This is a genomic window from Desulfuribacillus stibiiarsenatis (genome assembly GCF_001742305.1).
Classification (GTDB): Bacteria; Bacillota; Bacilli; order Desulfuribacillales; family Desulfuribacillaceae; genus Desulfuribacillus_A; species Desulfuribacillus_A stibiiarsenatis.
The window spans coordinates 115709-137638 of sequence record NZ_MJAT01000036.1; the positions used below are offsets into that span (position 1 = coordinate 115709).

At 34.1% G+C, this 21930-nt stretch carries 19 protein-coding genes; all 19 read left to right on the forward strand.

The window, feature by feature from the left end; translation table 11 throughout:
- Nucleotides 1-6 precede the first annotated feature (6 nt).
- The 19 genes from BHU72_RS12055 to miaA all read left to right on the forward strand — a co-directional run bounded on the left by BHU72_RS12055 (nt 7) and on the right by miaA (nt 21912).
- Nucleotides 7-1410, forward strand: a complete 1404-nt coding sequence (locus BHU72_RS12055) for a DUF512 domain-containing protein (RefSeq protein WP_069702879.1) — start codon at nt 7-9, stop codon at nt 1408-1410.
- A gap of 5 nt (nt 1411-1415) precedes the next feature.
- Nucleotides 1416-2729, forward strand: a complete 1314-nt coding sequence (gene der, locus BHU72_RS12060) for a ribosome biogenesis GTPase Der (protein ID WP_069702880.1) — start codon at nt 1416-1418, stop codon at nt 2727-2729.
- 42 nt (nt 2730-2771) lie between these two features.
- The gene (plsY, locus tag BHU72_RS12065; protein WP_069702881.1) at nt 2772-3362 is read left to right on the forward strand and encodes a glycerol-3-phosphate 1-O-acyltransferase PlsY; all 591 of its coding nucleotides are present in this window, start codon (nt 2772-2774) and stop codon (nt 3360-3362) included.
- Nucleotides 3363-3380: 18 nt separating this feature from the next.
- The gene (locus BHU72_RS12070; RefSeq protein WP_069702882.1) at nt 3381-4409 is read left to right on the forward strand and encodes an NAD(P)H-dependent glycerol-3-phosphate dehydrogenase; all 1029 of its coding nucleotides are present in this window, start codon (nt 3381-3383) and stop codon (nt 4407-4409) included.
- A gap of 318 nt (nt 4410-4727) precedes the next feature.
- Nucleotides 4728-5309 (forward strand): phosphate propanoyltransferase, encoded by a 582-nt coding sequence (gene pduL, locus BHU72_RS12075; protein WP_069702883.1) that lies wholly within the window; start codon nt 4728-4730, stop codon nt 5307-5309.
- A 49-nt stretch (nt 5310-5358) separates the two neighbouring features.
- Nucleotides 5359-6096 carry an MBL fold metallo-hydrolase gene (locus tag BHU72_RS12080; RefSeq protein WP_069702884.1) on the forward strand — a complete coding sequence of 246 codons (738 nt, stop codon included), beginning with the start codon at nt 5359-5361 and terminating at the stop codon, nt 6094-6096.
- Complete coding sequence (gene mnmM, locus BHU72_RS12085) at nt 6093-6677, forward strand: tRNA 5-(aminomethyl)-2-thiouridylate-methyltransferase MnmM (protein ID WP_069702885.1); 585 nt, start codon at nt 6093-6095, stop codon at nt 6675-6677. The genes BHU72_RS12080 and mnmM overlap by 4 nt, the downstream gene beginning before the upstream one ends.
- A 62-nt stretch (nt 6678-6739) precedes the next feature.
- The gene (locus tag BHU72_RS12090; protein WP_069702886.1) at nt 6740-7327 is read left to right on the forward strand and encodes a hypothetical protein; all 588 of its coding nucleotides are present in this window, start codon (nt 6740-6742) and stop codon (nt 7325-7327) included.
- A 130-nt stretch (nt 7328-7457) separates the two neighbouring features.
- A complete protein-coding gene (gene miaB, locus BHU72_RS12095; RefSeq protein ID WP_069702887.1) occupies nt 7458-8783 on the forward strand; it encodes a tRNA (N6-isopentenyl adenosine(37)-C2)-methylthiotransferase MiaB in 1326 nt (441 codons plus the stop codon).
- Nucleotides 8776-9162, forward strand: a complete 387-nt coding sequence (locus tag BHU72_RS12100; protein ID WP_069702888.1) for a YlbF/YmcA family competence regulator — start codon at nt 8776-8778, stop codon at nt 9160-9162. The genes miaB and BHU72_RS12100 overlap by 8 nt, the downstream gene beginning before the upstream one ends.
- A gap of 166 nt (nt 9163-9328) precedes the next feature.
- Nucleotides 9329-9883, forward strand: a complete 555-nt coding sequence (gene cotE, locus BHU72_RS12105; protein WP_069702889.1) for an outer spore coat protein CotE — start codon at nt 9329-9331, stop codon at nt 9881-9883.
- Between the two features lie 118 nt (nt 9884-10001).
- Entirely contained in the window at nt 10002-11372 is a 1371-nt protein-coding gene (locus tag BHU72_RS12110) for a YheC/YheD family endospore coat-associated protein (protein ID WP_069702890.1), read from the forward strand.
- Nucleotides 11365-12750, forward strand: coding sequence for a YheC/YheD family endospore coat-associated protein (locus tag BHU72_RS12115; RefSeq protein ID WP_069702891.1), 1386 nt, complete (start codon nt 11365-11367; stop codon nt 12748-12750). Before BHU72_RS12110 ends, BHU72_RS12115 begins: the two co-directional genes overlap by 8 nt.
- Before the next feature lie 3 nt (nt 12751-12753).
- The gene (locus BHU72_RS12120; RefSeq protein ID WP_069702892.1) at nt 12754-14109 is read left to right on the forward strand and encodes a YheC/YheD family endospore coat-associated protein; all 1356 of its coding nucleotides are present in this window, start codon (nt 12754-12756) and stop codon (nt 14107-14109) included.
- A 19-nt stretch (nt 14110-14128) separates the two neighbouring features.
- Nucleotides 14129-15592 carry a putative amidoligase domain-containing protein gene (locus BHU72_RS12125; protein WP_069702893.1) on the forward strand — a complete coding sequence of 488 codons (1464 nt, stop codon included), beginning with the start codon at nt 14129-14131 and terminating at the stop codon, nt 15590-15592.
- 195 nt (nt 15593-15787) lie between these two features.
- Nucleotides 15788-18379, forward strand: coding sequence for a DNA mismatch repair protein MutS (gene mutS, locus BHU72_RS12130; protein ID WP_069702894.1), 2592 nt, complete (start codon nt 15788-15790; stop codon nt 18377-18379).
- Nucleotides 18380-18390: 11 nt separating this feature from the next.
- Nucleotides 18391-20190, forward strand: a complete 1800-nt coding sequence (gene mutL, locus BHU72_RS12135; protein ID WP_069702895.1) for a DNA mismatch repair endonuclease MutL — start codon at nt 18391-18393, stop codon at nt 20188-20190.
- A 4-nt stretch (nt 20191-20194) separates the two neighbouring features.
- Nucleotides 20195-20986 (forward strand): class I SAM-dependent methyltransferase, encoded by a 792-nt coding sequence (locus BHU72_RS12140; protein ID WP_069702896.1) that lies wholly within the window; start codon nt 20195-20197, stop codon nt 20984-20986.
- Entirely contained in the window at nt 20986-21912 is a 927-nt protein-coding gene (gene miaA, locus BHU72_RS12145; RefSeq protein WP_141709313.1) for a tRNA (adenosine(37)-N6)-dimethylallyltransferase MiaA, read from the forward strand. Before BHU72_RS12140 ends, miaA begins: the two co-directional genes overlap by 1 nt.
- Nucleotides 21913-21930: the final 18 nt, after the last annotated feature.

Consider the following 21930-nt stretch of genomic DNA (forward strand, 5'->3'; position numbering starts at 1 on the left):
GACTTTTTGTCCATCATTTCAAAAGTTCAGCCTGAAAGCCTAGCAGAAGAAATAAATTTAGAGCCGGGAGATGCTATTCTTAGTGTAAACGGCCAGAGTTTTGTTGATATTATAGACTTACATATGTTATTAAGTGATGAATATATAGAGTTAGAAGTAAAAAAGAAGTCTGGTGAAATATGGGTATTAGAGGTTGATAAGGATTATGATGAACCATTAGGTGTTGAATGGTTGACGCCAACGATTGATAAATTACGTACGTGTCATAATCAATGCGTTTTTTGCTTCGTCAATCAAACTCCACCCAATATGCGGAGTAGCTTACAGATTAGAGATGACGATTATCGCTTATCGTTTCTGCATGGTAACTTTGTTACACTCACGAATGTAAAAGAGGATGAACTATCAAGAATCGTTCAATACCATCTATCACCAATTAATATCTCAGTACATACAACAAATCCTGATTTGCGAAGAAATATGTTAGGAAATAAGCGCGCAGGCGAAATAATGAATCAAATTCAATATTTGACTGACCATAGTATCACAGTGCATACACAAGTCGTGCTATGTCCTTCGTACAATGACCAAGTTGAATTAGATCGTACTATAGGTGATTTGAGAAGATTATTTCCTTTTGTAAAGACTCTCTCGATTGTACCAGTTGGTTTGACAGATTATAGAGAAAACTTACCCAATATTGCACCGATTAGTAAGGAGTTAGCGGAACTTACCATTAAGCAAATAGAAAATTGGCAAAAGAAAAACATTCAAGATTTTGGTGCTGCTTTTGTATATGCTGCTGATGAGTTCTATGTAATAGCAGGTAAAGAAGTACCTAATTCAATTATGTATGATTCGTTTGAGCAAACGGAGAATGGGATCGGGCTATTACGATTATTCTTAGATGAATTTAATTATTATATGGATAAGTTACCAACCTATAATAATCAACCCAAAAGAATTTTATTATTCACTGGGAATTCTTCAGAGTCGATGATACGAAATATTTCAGCAATTTTGACTAATCAACTGAAAGACGTGGAGATTTTGTATCATGTGATACCTAATAGATATTTTGGACAACAGGTAACTGTTACTGGCTTAGTTACTGGTTATGATATTATTCAAGAGTGGGAAACAATAAAAGAGCTAGACCGATATTGCAATGTCGACGAAATTATTATTCCAGATGTAATGTTAAAAGATGATGAAGATGTCTTTTTGGACAACTTGACGATTTGTGATGTGGAAGAAACTATCAGGAAACCTATTGGTGTTGTACCTACAACACCAAAGGGGCTATTAGAACAAATCTATAATTGTTCTTTTCCTGATTATAAACCATCATACTTTGAAGAAGATTATCAAATGCATTTACACCGCTCACAACGATATGAAAGGGTGTGACTTTTTTGCGTAAACATGTAGTGGCAATCGTAGGAAGACCGAATGTTGGAAAGTCTATGTTATTTAATCGAATTATAGGAGAACGTTTGTCGATAGTAGAGGATGAGCCAGGGGTAACAAGAGACCGAATCTATGCAAAGACGGATTGGTTAGATCACCAATTTAATATTATCGATACAGGTGGTATAGAGATAGTCGATGATGATAAGATTATTAACCAAATTCGTATGCAGGCTCAAATAGCAATCGATGAAGCTGATGTAATCGTTTTTGTTGTTGATGGAACAATGGGGATTACTTCTTCAGATCAAGAAGTAGCAAAACTATTGTATCGTTCGAATAAGCCGATTGTGTTAGCAGTTAATAAGATTGATAATCCAGAAATGTTAAATAATACGATTGAATTTTATTCTTTAGGTTTTGGAGATCCAGTAGGGGTTTCATCTGTACATGGTATTGGGATAGGAGATTTATTAGATGCAGTAACAGATCATTTTTCTAACATAGAACTTAACAGCTATGATGAAGATGTAATACGTGTTGCTGTTATTGGAAGACCAAATGTTGGCAAATCTTCTCTTATTAACTCAATTTTAGGTGAGGATCGGGTAATTGTAAGTGATATTGCTGGGACTACTCGAGATGCTATCGATACACCGTTTGAGGCTGATGATCAGCGCTATGTTTTAATCGATACAGCTGGAATAAGAAAACGTGGGAAGGTCTATGAAAAGATAGAGAAATACAGCGTGTTACGTGCAATGTCTGCTATAGAGAATGCTGACGTTTGTTTAATAGTTATTGATGGAGCCCAGGGAATCATTGAGCAAGATAAAAAAATTGCAGGCTATGCTCATGAAGCAGGACGAGCTTGCATATTTATTGTGAATAAGTGGGATCTAGTCGAAAAAGACGATAAGACATATGATCGAATGACTAAAGAAATCCATGAACAATTTATATTTATGGATTACGCACCAGTTGTGTTTTTATCAGCATTAACGAAGAAAAGATTACATACTTTATTACCGATGGTTAAATTTGCCGCCGAACAACATAATTTACGTATTGAAACACACTTACTTAATGAATGTTTAAGGGATGCTATGGCGATTTTCCCACCACCAACTGATAAAGGCAGAAGATTAAAGATATATTATATGACTCAAGTTTCTGTAAAGCCACCATCATTTGTAATTTTTGTGAATGACCAAGAGTTATTACATTTTTCCTATGAACGTTTTATTATAAATAAACTTCGTGAGCGTTTTAACTTTGAAGCTACACCAATCAAATTTTTTGTCCGACAAAAAACATAAGTAATTTTTAGTAAGCTCGAATTTTAAAGGGGTATAGGAGAAATGATTGCAAGCAATTTAATCGGTTATTTATTAGGAAGTATTAGTTTCAGTTATTTAGTAGGTAAATATTGGGCTGGTATAGATATTCGGAATTTTGGTAGCGGCAATGCTGGAGCAACCAATACTTTGCGAGTTTTAGGAGTAGGGCCGGGTATCATTGTTTTTATTTTTGATGGGTTAAAAGGTGTGATGTCGGTCCTAATTGCTGAGTTTATCTCATCTGGAGATCCGTTGGTGATGATAGTAGCTGGTATTTCTTCAATTGTAGGTCATAATTGGCCAATTTATTTGAAATTTAAAGGCGGTAAAGGCGTAGCAACAACAATTGGTGTTGTTGCTAGCTTGGTATTCTGGCCAGCACTATACTCAGCACTTATTGCAAGCATTCTTCTGGTTACTACTCGATATGTGTCGCTAGCATCCATTGTTTTTTCAATTTTAATACCGATATTTGTTATATTTTTAGGTTACTCGCTATCATATATTATTTTTACAATTTTAATTGCGATACTAGTTTGTCTACGTCACAAAGAAAATATCAAGCGATTACTAAAAGGTACGGAGAGAAAGTTCGGCGAAAAATCAAGGTAATATTAACGAGGTGTATGTATGAAGTACGGAGTTACTGTATTAGGAGCAGGTAGTTGGGGTACTGCTTTGTCGATGGTCCTTGCTGATAATCAGCAGGAAGTGACCTTGTGGACTCGCTCTCAAGACCAAGCTGTATTTATCAATCAGTATCATATGAATCCAAAGTACATTAAAGACATTCCTTTACCACACAATTTAATTGCAACGACTGACCTTGAAATGGCATTAACCAAAAACCAATATATTGTTTTGGTTACACCGTCTCATTCTTTGTATGATCTTGCACCAATTATTAATCAATGGATATCTAATGAGACCAAAATAGTCCATGCGATTAAAGGTATCGATCCCGAATCACTTTTATGTGTTTCCGACATACTACTTACTTATATGCCTAAACTCCTTCCTGAAAATTTAGCTATTTTGTCAGGGCCAAGTCATGCCGAAGAAGTTGCTTTACGTAAACCGACAACAGTAGTTATTTCCTCAAAAAGTATTACAGTAGCAGAAACGTTCCAAGATATGTTTATGAATCAAAATTTCCGTGTATATACAAACACTGACACCATTGGAGTTGAACTTGGTGGCGCTCTCAAGAATATTATCGCATTAGGTGCTGGAATTTCTGATGGTTTAGGATATGGGGACAATGCAAAGGCGGCTCTGATAACGCGAGGATTAGCGGAGATTACTAGGCTAGGTGTACATTTAGGTGCGGATCCATCAACATTTGCTGGACTAGCAGGAGTTGGTGATTTGATTGTTACATGTACGAGTATTCATAGTCGTAATTACCGAGCTGGCAAACTAATCGGAGAAGGTAATACAGTAGAGGAAGCAATAGCTAAAATGGAGATGGTTGTAGAGGGCGTAAGAACAACGAAAGCAGCCTATGAATTATCTAAGAAGCACCATGTAACAATGCCAATTACAACACAATTATACGAAATTTTATTCAATAATAAAAACGCTAAAGAAGCTGTTGAGAACCTAATGGCAAGGGTCAAAAAAGATGAAGTAGAAGCAAATCTATCTATAGAAAAGTAAACCTTCTTGATTAAGGTTTATTTTTTTATCCAAATATTTTACTTTATTATTACATGCATTTCTTACAATAAAAAAAGATAATTGTATATAATAAAAGCTATATCATAGGTTTTTAGCAACTAGTACTTTATAGTACAAAATGATAAGAGGAACTACACAGTTTTAATAAAAAATGAGTGCAGAATGACTAGAAACGTGTTAGAATAAAGATAAGTACATATTTCTTTTGTAAGCTGTTATATAAAATGTACTGCGTTTAATCATACAGTTTTAGTACAGTTATTCATTTTAAACTAATTTGAAAGGGTGTTAAGTTTAATGAAAGTTCCTGTAGGAATTTCGAATCGACATATACATTTATCAGATCGAGAAGTTGCCATTCTTTTTGGTGATGATCATGAGCTTACACCATTTAAACCTCTATCGCAGCCTGCACAATATGCTGCTGAAGAGACAGTAACAATCAAAGGCCCTAAGGGATTCATAGAAAAGGTTAGAGTTTTAGGACCTACCAGAAGACAAACGCAAATTGAGATTTCTAGAACAGATTGTTTTACATTGGGAATTAATCCACCTGTTCGTGATTCAGGAGATGTAGAAGGTAGTGCTGGTTTGGAAATTATAGGGCCGAATGGTAGTGTTCATATTGATGAAGGTGTGATCATAGCACAAAGGCATATTCATATGCATACTAAAGATGCAGAGAATTATGGCTTAGAAGATAAAGACCGAGTATTTGTTAAAACTGGAGGAGACCGTTCGATTATTTTCGAGAATGTGTTAATTCGCGTAAGCGATAAATTTTCCTTAGAATTTCATGTCGATACGGATGAGGGGAATGCCGCCTCTTTAAAAAATGGACAATTAGTTGAAATTATTAGTGTTCATATATTAAGATAACACCATGAGAAATCCTGGTGTTATTTTAATATTTAGGGGTGGTGTAATAATGAAAATTCATATCTTAGGTTGTTATAGCCCTTTTCCATCAGCATTAGGAGGTACTTCTGGGTACCTTTTACAAACGGAATATGGAAATATATTAATCGATTGTGGAAGTGGTGTGATTCACCAATTACACAAACACATTCAGGCACATAAACTAGATGCAGTTATTATTTCTCATACGCATGCAGACCATATAAGTGATTTATCAGTATTAAAATATGCCATCGATATTCCTAAGCATTTAGGAATTACTAAGAATAGTTTAACGTTCTATGGCCCGATTGAACTGAAAAGCGAATATAGTAAATTCGAATATAAGGACAGTTTAATCTATCAACCTATATGTTGTAACGATCGGTTAAATATTTCAGGTGTAGATATAGTGTTTTGTAAAACAAAACATCCCGTTCCTTGTTATGCTATGAAATTTACATATCATAATAAAGTAATCGTATATACAGCTGATACTGAGTACTGCAATGAAATTCTTAACTTTGCAACTGATGCAGACTTATTAATAATTGAAGCTACCATGCTAGAAAAGGACTTTAAGCCAGATAGTGGTCACTTATCTGCAAGGTTAGCAGCAGAATTAGGACATAAAGCGAATGTGAAACAACTATTATTGACGCATCTATGGCCTTATTATTCTACCGATTTGATATTACAAGAAGCGCAACAAAACTTCAAAGGTCCAATTACTATAGCAAGTGTAGGACAGGAGTATTATATCCGATGAGAAAGCTACTTCCAGTCATTCAATTTTCTCACCAATTAGTAGCAACAAAACTTCAATCTGGTGGTCATGCCGTAGATGCAACAGCTGGAAATGGTAATGACTCGCTATTCATGCTTAACCACATGAAAAAAAATGCTCATTTATACATTTTTGATATTCAAGAACAAGCATTAAACAATACGAAAGAGAAAATTATACACAAATTTGGTACTCAAGAGATTATAAATGCGAATCGGAAGATACATTTCTTGTGCACAGGACATGAAAATTTAAAGCGGCACGTCCATTCAAAAGTAAAAGTTATTATGTTTAACTTAGGTTATCTTCCAGGATCAGATGTAAGCATCATTACAAAGCCAAATACGACACTAGAGGCAATAGAGTCCGGTCTAGAGTTATTAGAAACGTCTGGACTTATAAGCGTTGTTCTATATCCAGGACATGATGGTGGAGACAAAGAGGCAAATCTAGTTTCAGAGTATGTGACTAAATTAAACTCGTATGATTATGGAGTTATTTTGTATAAACAAATGAATAAGGAAAAGTCACCTTTTTTTATTGGTATTGAAAAAAAGAGATAGCTATCTCTATATAATTATGATTCAATAAAGTTATTATAGAGAAAAAGGGAGAGAAAATAATTATGGTCGCGATTTTATATGGAATATTAGCAATTATTTTTCTCGTCACTTCACTTGTTACATTTTTATCGTATAAACAAAAATCAAATTATTTTAAATTCTGGGCCATCTTATTAGGGGTCTCGGTAGTAGCTATTGTAGCTATTGCAATTGTACTACTTATTACTTCTTCACCAGACGTACCAATAGAACAACCTCCTATGGAGGTACCAGTAGAATCATCATTAGTCGCTCCTCAAGTGAGTGAGCCAAACTCAACGTCTAGTAATGGAAATAGTTTTTTAGTTATGCTACTAATGTTAGGAATATATATTCTAATCAACAGTATTCTAGCTGTTTTTGCCTATCGTGATGCAAGTGCAAGGGCGGGTATCACAGGTGGTGTTGCTTGGGCGATAATAATTTTCTTTTTTTCGATTATAGGACTAGGAATCTATCTGCTTATCAGACCTGTAGGGAACCTAATGGTCTGTGGAAATTGTAAACGAGTAGCTTTAGATGCTTTACCATATTGTCCTCATTGCCATGCTACTTTAGCAAAAAACCTTGTAATTGATGACAAAATTGAAGAGGTTATGGAAGATGTATAAATTCAGTTTTTGAACTTAGTTATCTTTTGAGATTATTCTGAAGAGAGTAATCTTATTTTTTTATGTGATTTTTGTTATAATGATAAAACTTAGGAAAAATTAAGAACTATACACAATAGGAGTGATAGCAATGAACCCTAAAACATATATGTTTCGTACATTCGGTTGCCAAATGAATGAACACGATACGGAAATTATGGAAGGTATTTTAAACGAATTAGGATATTCGCCTACAGTTGAAGAGCAGCAAGCAGACTTAATCATTTTCAACACATGTTCTGTTCGAGAGAATGCGGATAATAAAGTTTTCGGTGAAATTGGACGCATGAAGCATCTTAAGCGTCAGAATCCTAACATGTTGTTAGCACTATGTGGCTGTATGGCACAACAACAACCTGTAGTAGACAAAATTTTAAGATCATATTCTCAAGTAGATATGGTATTTGGCACTCACAATATACATAAGTTACCAGATATAATTGAACAAGCAATACTTTCAAAGGAAACCGTCGTCGATGTATGGCAGACTGAGGGAGAAGTAGTGGAAAATCTTCCGCGTGTTCGAAGGGACGGATTAAAAGCATGGGTAACGATTATGTACGGATGCAATAATTTTTGCACATATTGTATCGTTCCACATACTCGAGGCAGAGAGCGAAGTCGGTCAGCTGAGAATATCCTAAAGGAATTACAAGATTTAAAAGATCTAGGTTATAAAGAAGTTATGCTTTTAGGACAAAATGTAAATTCCTATGGCAATGATTTAGAAGAGGGTATTGATTTTCCTGAGTTACTAGAGAAAATTGATGCTATAGGAATTCCACGGATACGTTTTATGACGAGCCACCCTAAGGATTTCAACGAAAAGTTAACGAATGTCATTAAAAATGGAAAACATTTATGTGAGCATATACATTTACCGTTTCAAGCAGGTAGCGATGAAGTCTTGAAGCGAATGAATAGGAAGCATACTAGGGATTGGTATTTAGAGAAAATTGACATGATCAAGAAAATCATTCCAAATGTATCGCTCAGTACAGATATTATCGTTGGATTTCCAGATGAGACAGAGGAGCAGTTTGATAAAACACTCGATATTGTGAAACAGGTAGAATTTGATTTAGCATACACTTTCATATACTCACCTCGAGAGGGAACTCCAGCAGCTAACTTAATCGACTCAATTAATCAAACGGATAAGAAAAGAAGGCTTCAGGCTTTAATTGAAACGCAAAATGAGATTAGCAAAAAGAAAAATTTGGCTTATCTTGATACGATAGTAGAGGTCCTAGTTGAGGGGTATAGCAAAACAAATGCTGAAAAACTAACAGGTAGAACTAGAACAAATAAGGTTGTTAATTTCTCAGGAGACGATAAATTAATTGGTGAATTTGTAAATGTTAAAATCGAGCATGCAAAGACTTGGAGTTTAGAAGGGGTGCTAGTCGATGTCTAATGATTCAATTGAAACAGTGGCAATATTAGATGAAGTAGAACAATTAGCAAAAAAACTTTCCAACGTAGAGTTTATTCAAAGATATAAAAGGGTGGAAGAGCTCGTAAATCAACATGATACGATTCAAAAATTACTAAAAGATTTAAAAAATGCACAATATGCATCAATTGATAGTGTGCAAAAACAAAGCGTAATTGATCATCTATATAAACAGTTAATGGACAACCCTTTATTCTCAGAATACATGGAATTACAAGAACAAGTAGAAAATTTTCTCAAAGATACGATTTATATATTTACAAAAACGATTTCACCTAATATCTCAATTAATGAAAAAAGTTCAGGTGGCTGTGGGGGCGGCTGTGGCGGCTGTCACTAAAAATAATATAAAAAAAAGCGCACATTTTTAAAAAATGTGTGCTTTTTTATGCACTATAGGAACCTAACCTGCATACAATTGAACTAAAAGCTTTTATAGGCTTATTCTTTGCAGTTTTATATTTATATCTCTATCTGCAAGCGAAAAGAAAGAGGAGGTTAATTTTATGGTTTATGTAGATAACCAAGTCAATACTCGCGAAATCTTCACTAAAGCGGTATGTGCAAAAGGTCGTAAGTATTCGCAAGCTCTCCATATAGTGAAACCAGTGAACGTTCCAACAAGTATTTTAGGAGCTTGGGTTATTAATCACACATGTATCTCAGAAAAGGTTGGAGACATTGTCGAGGTTGCTGGAAGTTATGATTTAAACATTTGGTATTCTTATGATAATAATACCAAAACAACAGTAGCAAAAGAGTTAGTGACTTATGTAGAAGAAATTCCTCTACAAAAAATTGACACAAACTATACTGGGAATCAAATGGAAGTCATTACCCTAGTAAAGCAGCAACCAAATTGTTTAGAAGCAAAAATTGATCTAGATGGAGCAAGTATTCGAATTAAAGTGGAAAAAGAGTTCTTCGTAGAATTAGTAGGAGAAACGAAAATTTCGGTATTAGTTCTTGAACCAGAGGATAAAGAGATTGACGAACAAGAAGCATATGATGAGGAATACGATCAAGACGAAACAGAAATTCTCATTGATGACGAAGAATAATATTAATTATTTTTAGGGCGTAATCGCCCGTTTTTTTTTATCCAAATAAAGTATTACGCTCACTTATATTTTATTCCATGCATAGACTATTGCTAGATGGTTGTAGGAGGTTTCTATTATGAACATATATAAGATACCGATTTCTGTTATGGAAGATAAAGAGCTATGTATAATATTACCTACTACATGGCAACAGCTCGTTTCTGATCAAGATAAACAAATCATCGAAGTAAGTTTTGGGATGATTGATTTACAAGTACCGATTCGTTTCCACGTAGGCAACCAATTGATTTTATCAAAATTGCTTGCACAAGCCATTGGATTTCCATATTCAACGACAATTTTACATGTCTTGATAAACAAGAAAGTTATTCGAATAGGACCTTTGTTTGGAATCTATGCGAAAGAAGAACATACAGGAAACTTTGGACAACAAAATAAGCTATTAATCGATTTTATGAGACGCTGTGCCAAGAACGGATTAGCAGGTATGGTATTCTCTCCTGGAAACATCGATTTTAAAGAAAAGAAAGCCTATGCTGCATACTACTGTTTTGAAAAAGATACTTGGAATTATGTACGTATGCCGTTGCCGGATATAATAATGGATCGTGGTATTTACGGAAACTCCAATCAATGGAGAGTTGCGCATCAGGATCGTATTAAATTGAGACAAATCAAACAAATAACACATTTTAATGCAGGGTTCGCAGACAAATATGTCACTCATAAAATTTTATTAGATAATGCAATCATCAATCAATATCTACCTGAAACATATTTGTTAAAATCACAATCCACCTTACTTGAGATGCTTGACCGTCACAAAGAGGTCTATATTAAACCTGTGAATGGAACAATGGGCCAAGGAATAATTAAGGTTACTTCCAAAAACAATACGTATCTAGTTCAGACCAACACCAATCGATATACATTCCAAGGATTAAAGAAGTTCAAAGCGTTTATTAGTCGCTCTATATTGACTTCTATTTCACAAAACCAGCTATTAATTCAACAAGGTATAGATCTTACAAAATCTAACCAGAGAATTATAGATTTCCGTGTGTTATTGCAAAAGCGACCAAATTTACGCTGGGGAGTAACGGCGATTGTAGCTAGAATCGGTCAACAACAAACAATTACGAGCAATATCTCAAAGGGCGCTAACGTTAAGAACGGAGAATTGGTATTAAAAGAAATTGCAAAGAAAACAAAGCAAGATCCAGAACATTTAATTCAACATATTAAAGATGTAGCTCTCTTAACTGCCTTTACATTAGAGACTAAAAATGGGGATTATGGTGAATTAGGCATCGATATAGGTGTCGACCGTAATGGTAAACCATGGATTATTGAAGTGAACCCTAGACCAGGGCGGAAGGCATTAAAAATGCTAGACGTGGCATTGCGAGATAAATCAATAGAAAACCCTGTTATATACAGTTTAGAACTTTGGCTTCATCGCATCCGGAGGGATTATAGTGAGTAAAAGCAAGATTTTTGTCATTCAAATTAATCATAAACTAAAAAACGAAGTTAAAATTACTGCCAGTAAAATTCAAGATATTCACAGTTATAGCAGGGACATGAACCTAGAATTCGGGAGTCAGACAGTACGTATCCCAACGGTTTACCTTCATTATGTAAAAAACATTCAATATGATTTCATGGAAATATCTCCAGATATCGCCAGAGAACTACATCTTCCAAAAGATAATATGACAATATTAGCTAAGTATGACTCTAGTAAACGGCTCATAAAATTCGGACCATTAATAGGTATTTTTATAAAACCAGGTAAGAAAAAAGGAAGTATATCAATAGTTCAAAAAGCTGTTCTATCCCAATATTTTAAACATGCAAAAGATCTACATTACTGCGCATATGCTTTTTCTGCGGATGATATAGATTGGAAGAGGAAGCTCATTCATGGATATTTTACAAATGATAGAAATGTAATTGTAAAAGGATATTTTCCGTTTCCTGATGTTATGTATGATCAAAACTGCTCTAGAACTTATGAAAGAAAACAGAAAGTAGTGACAACTCTACAAAAACTCTATAGTCATATTCCAAATTATTTTAATCCTGGATACTTAAATAAATGGGAAATATACGAATACTTATCTGCTCACGAGATTGCGAAAAGATTTAATCCATATACAAAACTAGTGAGAAGCATTTCTATGATACCAAATGAGGCACAACGATTAGGGGTATCATACATTAAACCGGTAAATGGGAGCTTAGGGGAAGGCATTGTAACAGTAACTTATCATAATGGAGTGTATCATTATAAATATCAAGGTAGAACAATTGTCGAAGGTAAATGTACGAATCATAAAAAACTCGAAGAAGTTCTGAGTAATATCATAGGCAAACGAAAGTACATTATCCAGAAAGGCCTACCATTAATTAACTATCAGCAGCGTCCAGTCGATATCCGAGTACTCATGCAAAAAAATGAACGAGGTAAATGGATTCGAACAAAAATTTTCGCACGCGTATCTAAACCAGGCTCAATTACATCGAATTTAAGTCGTGGCGGAGAAGCAAAAACCATAGATGATGTCTTAACTAATAATTTTTCTACAGATCAAATTGCAAATATAAAAAAACAGCTAAGAAGTATTTCGCGATTGATTGCAAAGGCTATAGAAGAGTCATCTGAGAAGCATTATGGGGAACTTGGATTAGATTTAGGAATTACGGATAACGGCCAAATATGGTTAATTGAAATAAATTCAAAACCATGGAAAACGATTGAGACGAAAACAGGCACTCAAGAATTAGTAGAAAAATCTTTTAGAAGGCCTATGGAATACGCTGGATTTCTAGCAAATTTTATAGGAAAAAATGAGGTGTAGTTCATGTTATGCACTATTCAAATCAAACAAAATGAGCTATCAATCAAATTTCATGCTGTAACCGAAATAATACATCACAAAATGCTTAGGATTCAATGGGGTAATGAGAAATTAGGCGTATTATCCAGCAAAAAATATAAGGAAAATATAGTGAGTAAAATTAGGTTATTAAAAACATCACCATTATCGATTCCCACTACTATAATAAAGTATCAAAAGATTGGTGATACGATTTTTTTGGCACCAGTTATTAGTATCTTATTAGATCCATGCTGTGTGAAAGGGAAAACTGTTAAAAGTAAGAAAGGTAAAATGGAAGTCCTTAATCAACTTGCATACAACCTTCTGACTCAAGGGTTTTTAATCTCGGCCGTTCAACCCGATGATATTCTTGTCAAAGAAGATCAATATATTGCTGGACATATTTTGACCAAAGACCCTAGACGGATGAAAACAAATTGGCAAAAGGCAGTATTCCCATTTCCTAAGGTTGTCTATAATCAAATTTCTGCAAGAAATTGGGAAGCATTTAAAGTGTCGCAAAACGCAAAAGAAATTTTAAATTGCCGTTTAGGAAAGAGATTTTTCAATTCGTGTTTTCTTAATAAATTCACATCCTACGATATTCTTCAAAATAATCCCAATGCAACCCCATTTTTATTAGACACCAGAAAATATTCTTTAAAGACCCTAAAGGAAATGTTAAATCTATATGATTCACTTTATATAAAACCTGTTAGGAATTCTTTAGGAGTTGGAATCCTACGTCTTAAAAAAATGAACGACCGAAAATTTTCTCTACAAGCAAAAAAGGATAATGGATTTGTCAGTTATACTTTGAAAAGCAAATCAGACATTATGAAATTTTTTCAGGTGCATCGGCATAAGGGCTATTTAATACAACAAGGTATAGAGTTGCTTCAATATAACAATCGTATTTTTGATATTCGTGCTCTTGCACAAAAAAATTCCAAGGGTAACTGGCAATTGACAGGAGCAGGAGCTAGGGTTGCGGCTCCGAATGCATTTATGACGCATGTTCCGAACGGGGGCGAAATTTTCAATCTAACTCATATTTTCACGCAAACTATCGGAAAACAAGAAGTTATTACTAAGCTTCAAAAACAGCTGGATGAAATAGCTGTTGTTATTCCAGAGACATTAGAAAGAGAACTTGGTCTTCATTTCGGTGAAATATCTATGGATATAGGGATTAGTAGAGAATATAGAATGTACTTAATTGAAATCAATGCAAAACCAATGCGTTTTGATGAACCTGAAATTCAGAAAAAGTCAGTAGAAAATTTAACACACTACATTTCATATCTTAGCAGCTGGGATGAAATGCCCGATATGTAAAAAGGGGGCACAAGACATTGTGGAATGTAAAATTGTTCATAGTAACCAATCCTTTGTAAAACAATTATCAAAGGAAATCAATGAAAACATTGCATCACAACATGTGCATAATAATAAACAATACCTCATACAATGGGGAAAAAGTGAACATAACACTAACAATCCTTATTTATATACATTAAATCCTACAGTCGGAATCGAAAATACGAATAATCGCCTGCGAATGTTTAGAATATTGCAACTTAACAACATTGATATACCAGAAATTGTTAAAACAGGAGCCAGGCCCAATGGATTATCTAAATATCAAATTAACAATATTAAAACAATTAGAAACTACCGAATATTCGTTTTCCAATTTCAGACACTAATTATCTATCGTTCCAATGATAATTTAGTATGGTTATCAGCAAATACACAGCAGCCACTAACTAAATATTACCAAGTGCTAGAAGATGCCAATAGAGAAACTAAAAAAGTTGCCCGTTTGGCTGAAAAAGCAGTTTTTTCCTTAGGTTTAGATTTTGGTGAAGTATGGATCGGTATAGATTCCGATAAAAAAAGAGTGGTTCTAAATGTCGATAGTGCACCTATTCTAAATCTAAAAAGAAAAAAACTGTATTACGAAGCGATTGTTCAATTTATAGTTAATTATACTAACGATCTTAACGGAACATTACCTGTGATAGGTGCAGATGCTGAATTTATGTTAAGAAGAAAAGGCAAGATGGTACTTGCTTCTAAATATTTTCCGAAAAACGGCAAAATAGGTTGTGATGCGAGGACAATTAATAGAGATCAAAAGAAAAGACCATTAGCTGAAATTAGGCCAGATCCTAGTACAAAACCAGATATTGTACTAGATAATATATATGAAATTTTTAATGATGCAATAAGAAAAGTAAATGTATCTAGTATCGAGTGGGTAGCAGGAAGTATGCCCTTTAAAGGATACACTGTAGGAGGGCACATTCACTTTAGTGATGTTAAATTAAACACTCCAATGGTTCGCGCATTAGATAATTATCTAGCCATTCCTTTTTCTTTAATAGAAGATGCGGAGATCGCTAAAAAGAGAAGAAAGAAATATGGGACCCTTGGTGATGTACGCACACAGTTCCATGGTGGTTTTGAATATCGAACATTGAGTAGCTGGATCCTTTGTCCTAAAATAACAAAGGCAGCCCTACATCTGAGCTATTTCATAGTTCAGAACTACACACAGTTAAGAAAAGATCTGTTCTTAACCTATAACAATCAACAGAAATTCTACGCTACTGATAGAAATCTATTAAAAAAGTACTTCATCCAAACTTGGGAGGAACTAGAGAAAATCCCTGGGTTCATAAATATTTATAAGAATATTAAAATTCTCCGAGATATGATTGATAAAGATGAGATTTGGAATGAGCTTGGTGACTTTAAAAATAATTGGACGTCTAAAGAAGTTATGGCAACCAATAGAGAAGCAAGAAGCAGCTGATGCCGCTACTTGCTTTTTTTTGTAGTATTAGAAAAATATAAGTATGAAGTAGAGAAGGCACTCTTAAGGCGTGACTTATGCAAGGCATAGAGCGAAAGTTATACCTTGCTTACCTTCGCAAAAGCTAGGTGAAAGCGTAGTTTTCTTTACACTCTAGTATGATATAATAAGTTATATTTGTACTTGGAGGTTTCTATGGTTAAATATACTCCTATGATTGAACAATATTTACATATTAAAAACCAATATCAAGATTGTATTTTGTTTTTTCGTCTTGGTGACTTTTATGAGATGTTTTTTGAAGATGCTAAGATTACCTCACAAATTTTAAATATAGCATTAACTGGTAGGGATGCTGGACAAGCAGATAGAATTCCGATGTGCGGTATACCATATCACGCATTAGATAATTATTTATCTAAACTAGTAGAAAAGGGTCTTAAAGTTGCCATTTGCGAGCAATTAGAAAACCCAACGGAAGCTAAAGGTGTAGTAAAAAGAGATGTTGTCCGTATCATTACCCCTGGCACTGTAATGGAAGAAAAGATGCTACAGGATAAAAACAACCACTTTATTAGTTGTATGATTCAACATCAGGATTCTTATGGATTAGCAGCTGCAGATATTACCACGGGTGATCTGTTTGTCTGCTCACTGGATAATAGCACTCTTAAAAGGGTAATGGATGAAATGATGTCATTTGCACCAAAAGAAGTGATTATCATTGAAGAGAACAAAGAATGGGAGAAACTATTAGAAGATACAAGTATTTATACAACACAATTATATAAAAATACTAATAAATGTTTTCAACCGTTGCAAACATTTATTCAGCATTTCCAAGAACGGATTAATATACATTTATTTCACGAGGTAGAGAAATTGGCAGTTGGGTGGTTATTAGAATATATCTATCTAACACAAAAAAGAGATTGCCAACATTTCAATCAAATACAAAGATATATACCTAACGATAAAATGTTGTTAGATGGTAATGCGAAACGAAACTTAGAATTAATTGAAACAATTCGCACGAAAGAAAAGAAAGGATCTCTCCTATGGATACTAGATAAAACCCATACATCAATAGGAGGGAGAATGTTACGATCCTGGGTTGAAAATCCTTTACAGTCTCTATCTCATATAGAGAGCCGTTTGGATGCAGTCGAAGAGCTAAGTAATAACTATTGTTTGTTATCAGAGATTAAAGATCAACTGAAAAATGTATATGATATCGAAAGAATTATGGGAAAATTAGCTTACGGGAATGCCAATGCCCGGGATTTAGCAGCATTAAGCAAATCATTATTAATTGTACCCATGGTAAAAAATACAATATATCATTGTGAAGCTAAATTACTAAAAGATATGAATGAAAAACTTATTGATATAAGTGCTTTAACAGACATCCTTGAAAAAGCATTAACAGAAGAACCACCTATTTCTGTTAAAGATGGTGGGATGATTCGTGAAGGTTATTACGAACTCTTAGATCAATATAAAAATACAAGTAAAATCGGTAAGGATTGGATATTGAATTTAGAAAAAGAAGAACGGGATAAAACTAATATTAAATCTTTAAAGGTAGGGTATAACAAGGTTTTTGGCTATTATATTGAAGTGACAAAATCCAATATTACTTCTGTGCCTGACTATTATGAAAGAAAACAAACATTAGCCAATGCCGAAAGGTATATAACTCCAGAATTAAAAGAGCAGGAAGATTTAATTCTAAAAGCGGAAGAACGATTGATTGATTTAGAATATCAAATTTTTACCGAATTACGATTATTAGCTATAGAGTATTTACCACAAATTCAGACAATTGCTAAGGCTATAGCTACCATTGATGTTCTACAATCTTTAGCATTTGTTCGATTAGAAAATCAATATATAAAGCCGTCATTTAACACGGATGGGTTATTAGAAATCACTCAAGGAAGACATCCTGTAGTTGAAAAAGTGTTAAAAAACGAACAATATGTTGCGAACGATGTATTATTAAACTCTGCAGATCATCAGATACAATTGATTACGGGACCGAATATGGCAGGTAAATCCACATATATGAGGCAGGTAGCATTAATTGTAATTATGGCTCAAATAGGTTCCTTCGTTCCTGCTGAGAGTGCTAATTTATCAATAGTTGATAGAATCTTTACTAGGATTGGTGCTAGTGATGATTTAGCTAGTGGTCAGAGTACTTTTATGGTAGAAATGGTGGAAGCTAAAGATGCTATCAATGAAGCGACAAATCGCAGTTTAATTTTATTAGACGAAATTGGTCGGGGTACTTCGACATATGACGGTATGGCTTTAGCACACTCACTAATAGAATATATTCATAATCATATCCACGCTAAGACGTTATTTTCGACGCATTATCATGAGCTCACATCTTTAGAGAATAGTCTCGTAAAACTAAAAAATTACCATGCGAGTTGTATGGAAAAAGACAACAAAGTAATATTCTTGAGAAGAATTATACGAGGGAAAGCAGATAAAAGCTATGGGATTCATGTTGCAGAAATCGCTGGTATGCCTAAGGGTGTTATTGATCGAGCGAAATATCTTCTTCAGGATTATGAAAGTAATGACGTAAAGCATGAGGCAGAAATTAAACCAACAGAAGAGCGTACATCATCTATGCAATTATCATTTTTAGATTCTCATACAAATCTATATCTAGATATTATTGAAACATTACAAAAAGCGGATATTCATCGAATGACACCATTAGACGCTCTGAACCTATTACATGGTTTACAAACTAAGATTAAGAATTAGTAGGTGATTTCTTGTCAATTATTCATATTCTAGAAGATCATATAGCCAATCAAATTGCTGCTGGTGAAGTGATAGAAAGACCAATGTCTGTGGTTAAAGAGCTTGTAGAAAACAGCATTGATGCAAAAAGTACAAGAATTAAAATAGAATTATTACAAGCTGGTTTAGAGCTAATACGAGTCTTGGACAACGGTGCTGGTATGGATTCGTCTGATGCTCAGTTATGTTTTCAGAGACATGCTACTAGTAAAATTCGTAATACAAGAGACTTATTTAAAATATCAACATTAGGGTTTCGTGGTGAAGCCTTACCTAGTATTGCTGCCATTAGTAAAGTAGAAGTGAAAACAAGAACGCAACAGGAAACCATTGGTTCACATATACGAATTGAAGGAAACCAAAGTCTCAAATACGAGCCAATTGGTTGTCCAATTGGTACAGAAATTTCTGTTAAAAGTTTATTTTACAATACACCCGCTCGTTTGAAGTATCTTAAGTCATTAACAACAGAAATAGGGCACATCAGTGAATATATTAGTAGAATTGCTTTAGCACATACGCATATTAGTTTCGAATTGTGGCATAATGGAAAACAGATTCTACAAACCTTTGGGGATCAAAACATCTATAGCACTGTTTTAAGGGTGTATGGTGCTCCGACAAACCAACAATGGATTTCTATTAAAAATGAAAATATGGATTATGCAATATCCGGAATTATATCAAAACCTGAGCTGAACCGCGCGAATCGGCAACACATAACTTTTTTCGTAAATGGCCGATATGTTCGCAGTACGAAACTTGCAGATTCTATTATCCATGCTTATCACACGTTATTACCGATTAACCGTTTTCCAATTACGATTCTAAATATCGATATGGACTACACACTTGTGGATGTGAATGTACACCCTTCTAAACTAGAGGTACGCTTTAGCAAAGAAGAAGAATTAAAAGAGTTCTTATATGAGACCATCCATAAGAACTTAATGAATCAATCATTAATTCCTAAAATCTTAGCAGATAAAAAACATTCAAGCATAGTATCGCAATACAATCAGCCTTTAGTGCACAAGAAGATTGATCTAGTAAAAGAAAAAAGTAAGAATTTGCAATTAACTTTAAACCCTTCGGAAAATGTTCTGAATGAATTCCAATACAAGCCTATTAATAAAAGCGTAGAACAAAATCAACCTCTAATAGAAGCTAAAACTATTGAAATTAAACCGAAGGAAACTTTTCGTGTTATAGGGCAATTTCATGGAACTTATATACTAGCAGAAAACGAAAATGGCTTATATATCATTGATCAACATGCTGCCCATGAAAGAATTAATTATGAAAGATTCCTGAATCGACTAAGAAATTATCAGTTTAAGAAACAGGATTTACTGATACCTATTTCGTTAACTTATTCTATTACAGAACTAACAATCATTCAGGAAAAAAAAGAGCTAATTGAGAAATTTGGTATAAATTTTGAAAGCTTTGGTTCGCAAACGATAGTGATTCGCGAATATCCTGATTGGATTCCACACGATAGTATTCAGACTTATATTTCTTTTATTTTTGATAGTATGATATTACGAGAAAAAGAAATTGATGTGATTGAATTACAAGAAGACGCATGTATTCAGCTATCTTGTAAAATGTCAATTAAGGCAAATCAACGGATTTCAATAGAGGAAACAAATCAATTACTCGAAGATTTAATGAATACGTCATTACCATACACATGCCCACATGGACGGCCAATCATCATACATTATAGTGTTTATGAATTAGAAAAACTATTTAAAAGGAAGAATTAATAGAATGAATGTAATGATGACAACAGCTTCTAGAAACCAACAAGAAATAGAACCAGGTGCAAAAAAACTTTCACTTGAGTGGGGAATCCCTTTTGTTTCTAGACATAAAACTTCAGTGTTAGGTTTAATGGAACAATATCAGATGGAAGATATATTCGTACTTGATCATCAGCTTAATATTAAATGGTATAAAAAAGGCCATGAACCAATTAAATATCATCCTGGGATGTCGATTATTCGTATAAAAAGGCTAAAAATTGGAAAACATGATCCTATGATAGATTTTTTAAACATTGGGCCTACTTCAAATTTGTTAGATTGTACATTAGGTATGGCAAGCGATGCGATAGTTTCGCAATTTGTAGCTACTTCAGGTAAAGTGGTTGGGTTAGAATCAGAGAAATTGCTAGCACTCTTTACCAAAAGAGGGTTACAAACCTATCAATCTGAAGACGATGATATCAAACAAGCGATGAGAAAGATAGAAGTGATATGTTCAAATTACGAAGATTACTTAAAAGACTCACCAAACGATTCTTTTGATGTTGTGTATTTTGATCCAATGTTTAGAAGAACAGTCGACTCTTCTAGTAGTATTCAACATATGAAAAGTCGTTGTTGTAATTCACCTTTATCGATAGAATCTGTAGAGCACGCAAAGAGAGTAGCAAGGAAAAAAGTAATCTTAAAAGAAACATCAAGAAGTCGTGAGTTTTCTAGACTAGGTTTCACGGAAATTTATAGATCTAATGCATCCTTTTCCTATGGAGTAATAGACGTGGAGGTTGGATGTTAATGGATAATTTATTAGTTATCATTGGGCCAACGGCAGTTGGGAAATCTAAATTAGGTGTTGAGATTGCTAGAAAACATTACGGCGAAATCATTTCTGGAGATTCTATGCAGGTTTATAAGGAATGTAACATAGGTACTGCTAAGGTTAGTATTGATGAAATGCAGGGTATTCCACATCACCTCATAGACGTAATAGACCCACGGGAGGATTTTTCCGTTGCTCGATTTAAGGAAATGGTCCCACCTATTATTTCCGACATTCATAAACGGGGGAAGTTGCCTTGTTTAGTCGGCGGTACTGGACTATATGTACAATCTTTAATTGATGACTACGGCTTTACGGACGTACAAAGGTCAGATATTTACCGTGGAGAGTTGGAGTTAGTTATGCAAGAGAAGGGTGAAAGAGTGCTCTTCGAGATGTTGCAAGTACAAGATCCTGAATCAGCTATCAAAATTCACCCAAATGATACAAAACGTATTATGCGAGCATTAGAAGTATATCATCTCACAGATGGTAAGAAACTCTCATCTTTAGCTCATAAAAAAGAATCACCATATAATCTTTTGTATATTGGATTAAATATGGAACGTTCTAAATTATATCAAATTATTAATCAAAGAGTTGACATTATGATACAAAAGGGGCTGGTGGAAGAAGTACGATTTTTATTAAATAATGGAATATCTGAGACTAGCAATGCAATGCAAGGAATTGGATACAAGGAAATCATTCCGTATATAAAAGGTGAAATAGGTCTAGAGGAATGTGTAGAAACACTTAAAATGAATACTCGTCGTTTTGCCAAGAGGCAATTGACATGGTTCAGACGTGACCCTAGAATTCAATGGTTTCATGTGGATGAGATGGATTGGTCTACAATAGTTGAAAAAATTGATGTGCTTATTGCAGGAAAGTTTAACTAATTAGAGAATATACATAAT

Bases quoted from the DNA above. Each gene is read 5' to 3' on its own strand.
- BHU72_RS12070 (WP_069702882.1), top strand. From the start codon at position 3,381: ATGAAGTACGGAGTTACTGTATTAGGAGCAGGTAGTTGGGGTACTGCT.
- plsY (WP_069702881.1), top strand. From the start codon at position 2,772: ATGATTGCAAGCAATTTAATCGGTTATTTATTAGGAAGTATTAGTTTC.
- BHU72_RS12120 (WP_069702892.1), top strand. From the start codon at position 12,754: ATGTTATGCACTATTCAAATCAAACAAAATGAGCTATCAATCAAATTT.
- BHU72_RS12080 (WP_069702884.1), top strand. From the start codon at position 5,359: ATGAAAATTCATATCTTAGGTTGTTATAGCCCTTTTCCATCAGCATTA.
- pduL (WP_069702883.1), top strand. From the start codon at position 4,728: ATGAAAGTTCCTGTAGGAATTTCGAATCGACATATACATTTATCAGAT.
- BHU72_RS12140 (WP_069702896.1), top strand. From the start codon at position 20,195: ATGAATGTAATGATGACAACAGCTTCTAGAAACCAACAAGAAATAGAA.
- BHU72_RS12100 (WP_069702888.1), top strand. From the start codon at position 8,776: ATGTCTAATGATTCAATTGAAACAGTGGCAATATTAGATGAAGTAGAA.
- miaB (WP_069702887.1), top strand. From the start codon at position 7,458: ATGAACCCTAAAACATATATGTTTCGTACATTCGGTTGCCAAATGAAT.
- BHU72_RS12110 (WP_069702890.1), top strand. From the start codon at position 10,002: ATGAACATATATAAGATACCGATTTCTGTTATGGAAGATAAAGAGCTA.
- BHU72_RS12090 (WP_069702886.1), top strand. From the start codon at position 6,740: ATGGTCGCGATTTTATATGGAATATTAGCAATTATTTTTCTCGTCACT.
- mutS (WP_069702894.1), top strand. From the start codon at position 15,788: ATGGTTAAATATACTCCTATGATTGAACAATATTTACATATTAAAAAC.
- mnmM (WP_069702885.1), top strand. From the start codon at position 6,093: ATGAGAAAGCTACTTCCAGTCATTCAATTTTCTCACCAATTAGTAGCA.
- cotE (WP_069702889.1), top strand. From the start codon at position 9,329: ATGGTTTATGTAGATAACCAAGTCAATACTCGCGAAATCTTCACTAAA.
- miaA (WP_141709313.1), top strand. From the start codon at position 20,986: ATGGATAATTTATTAGTTATCATTGGGCCAACGGCAGTTGGGAAATCT.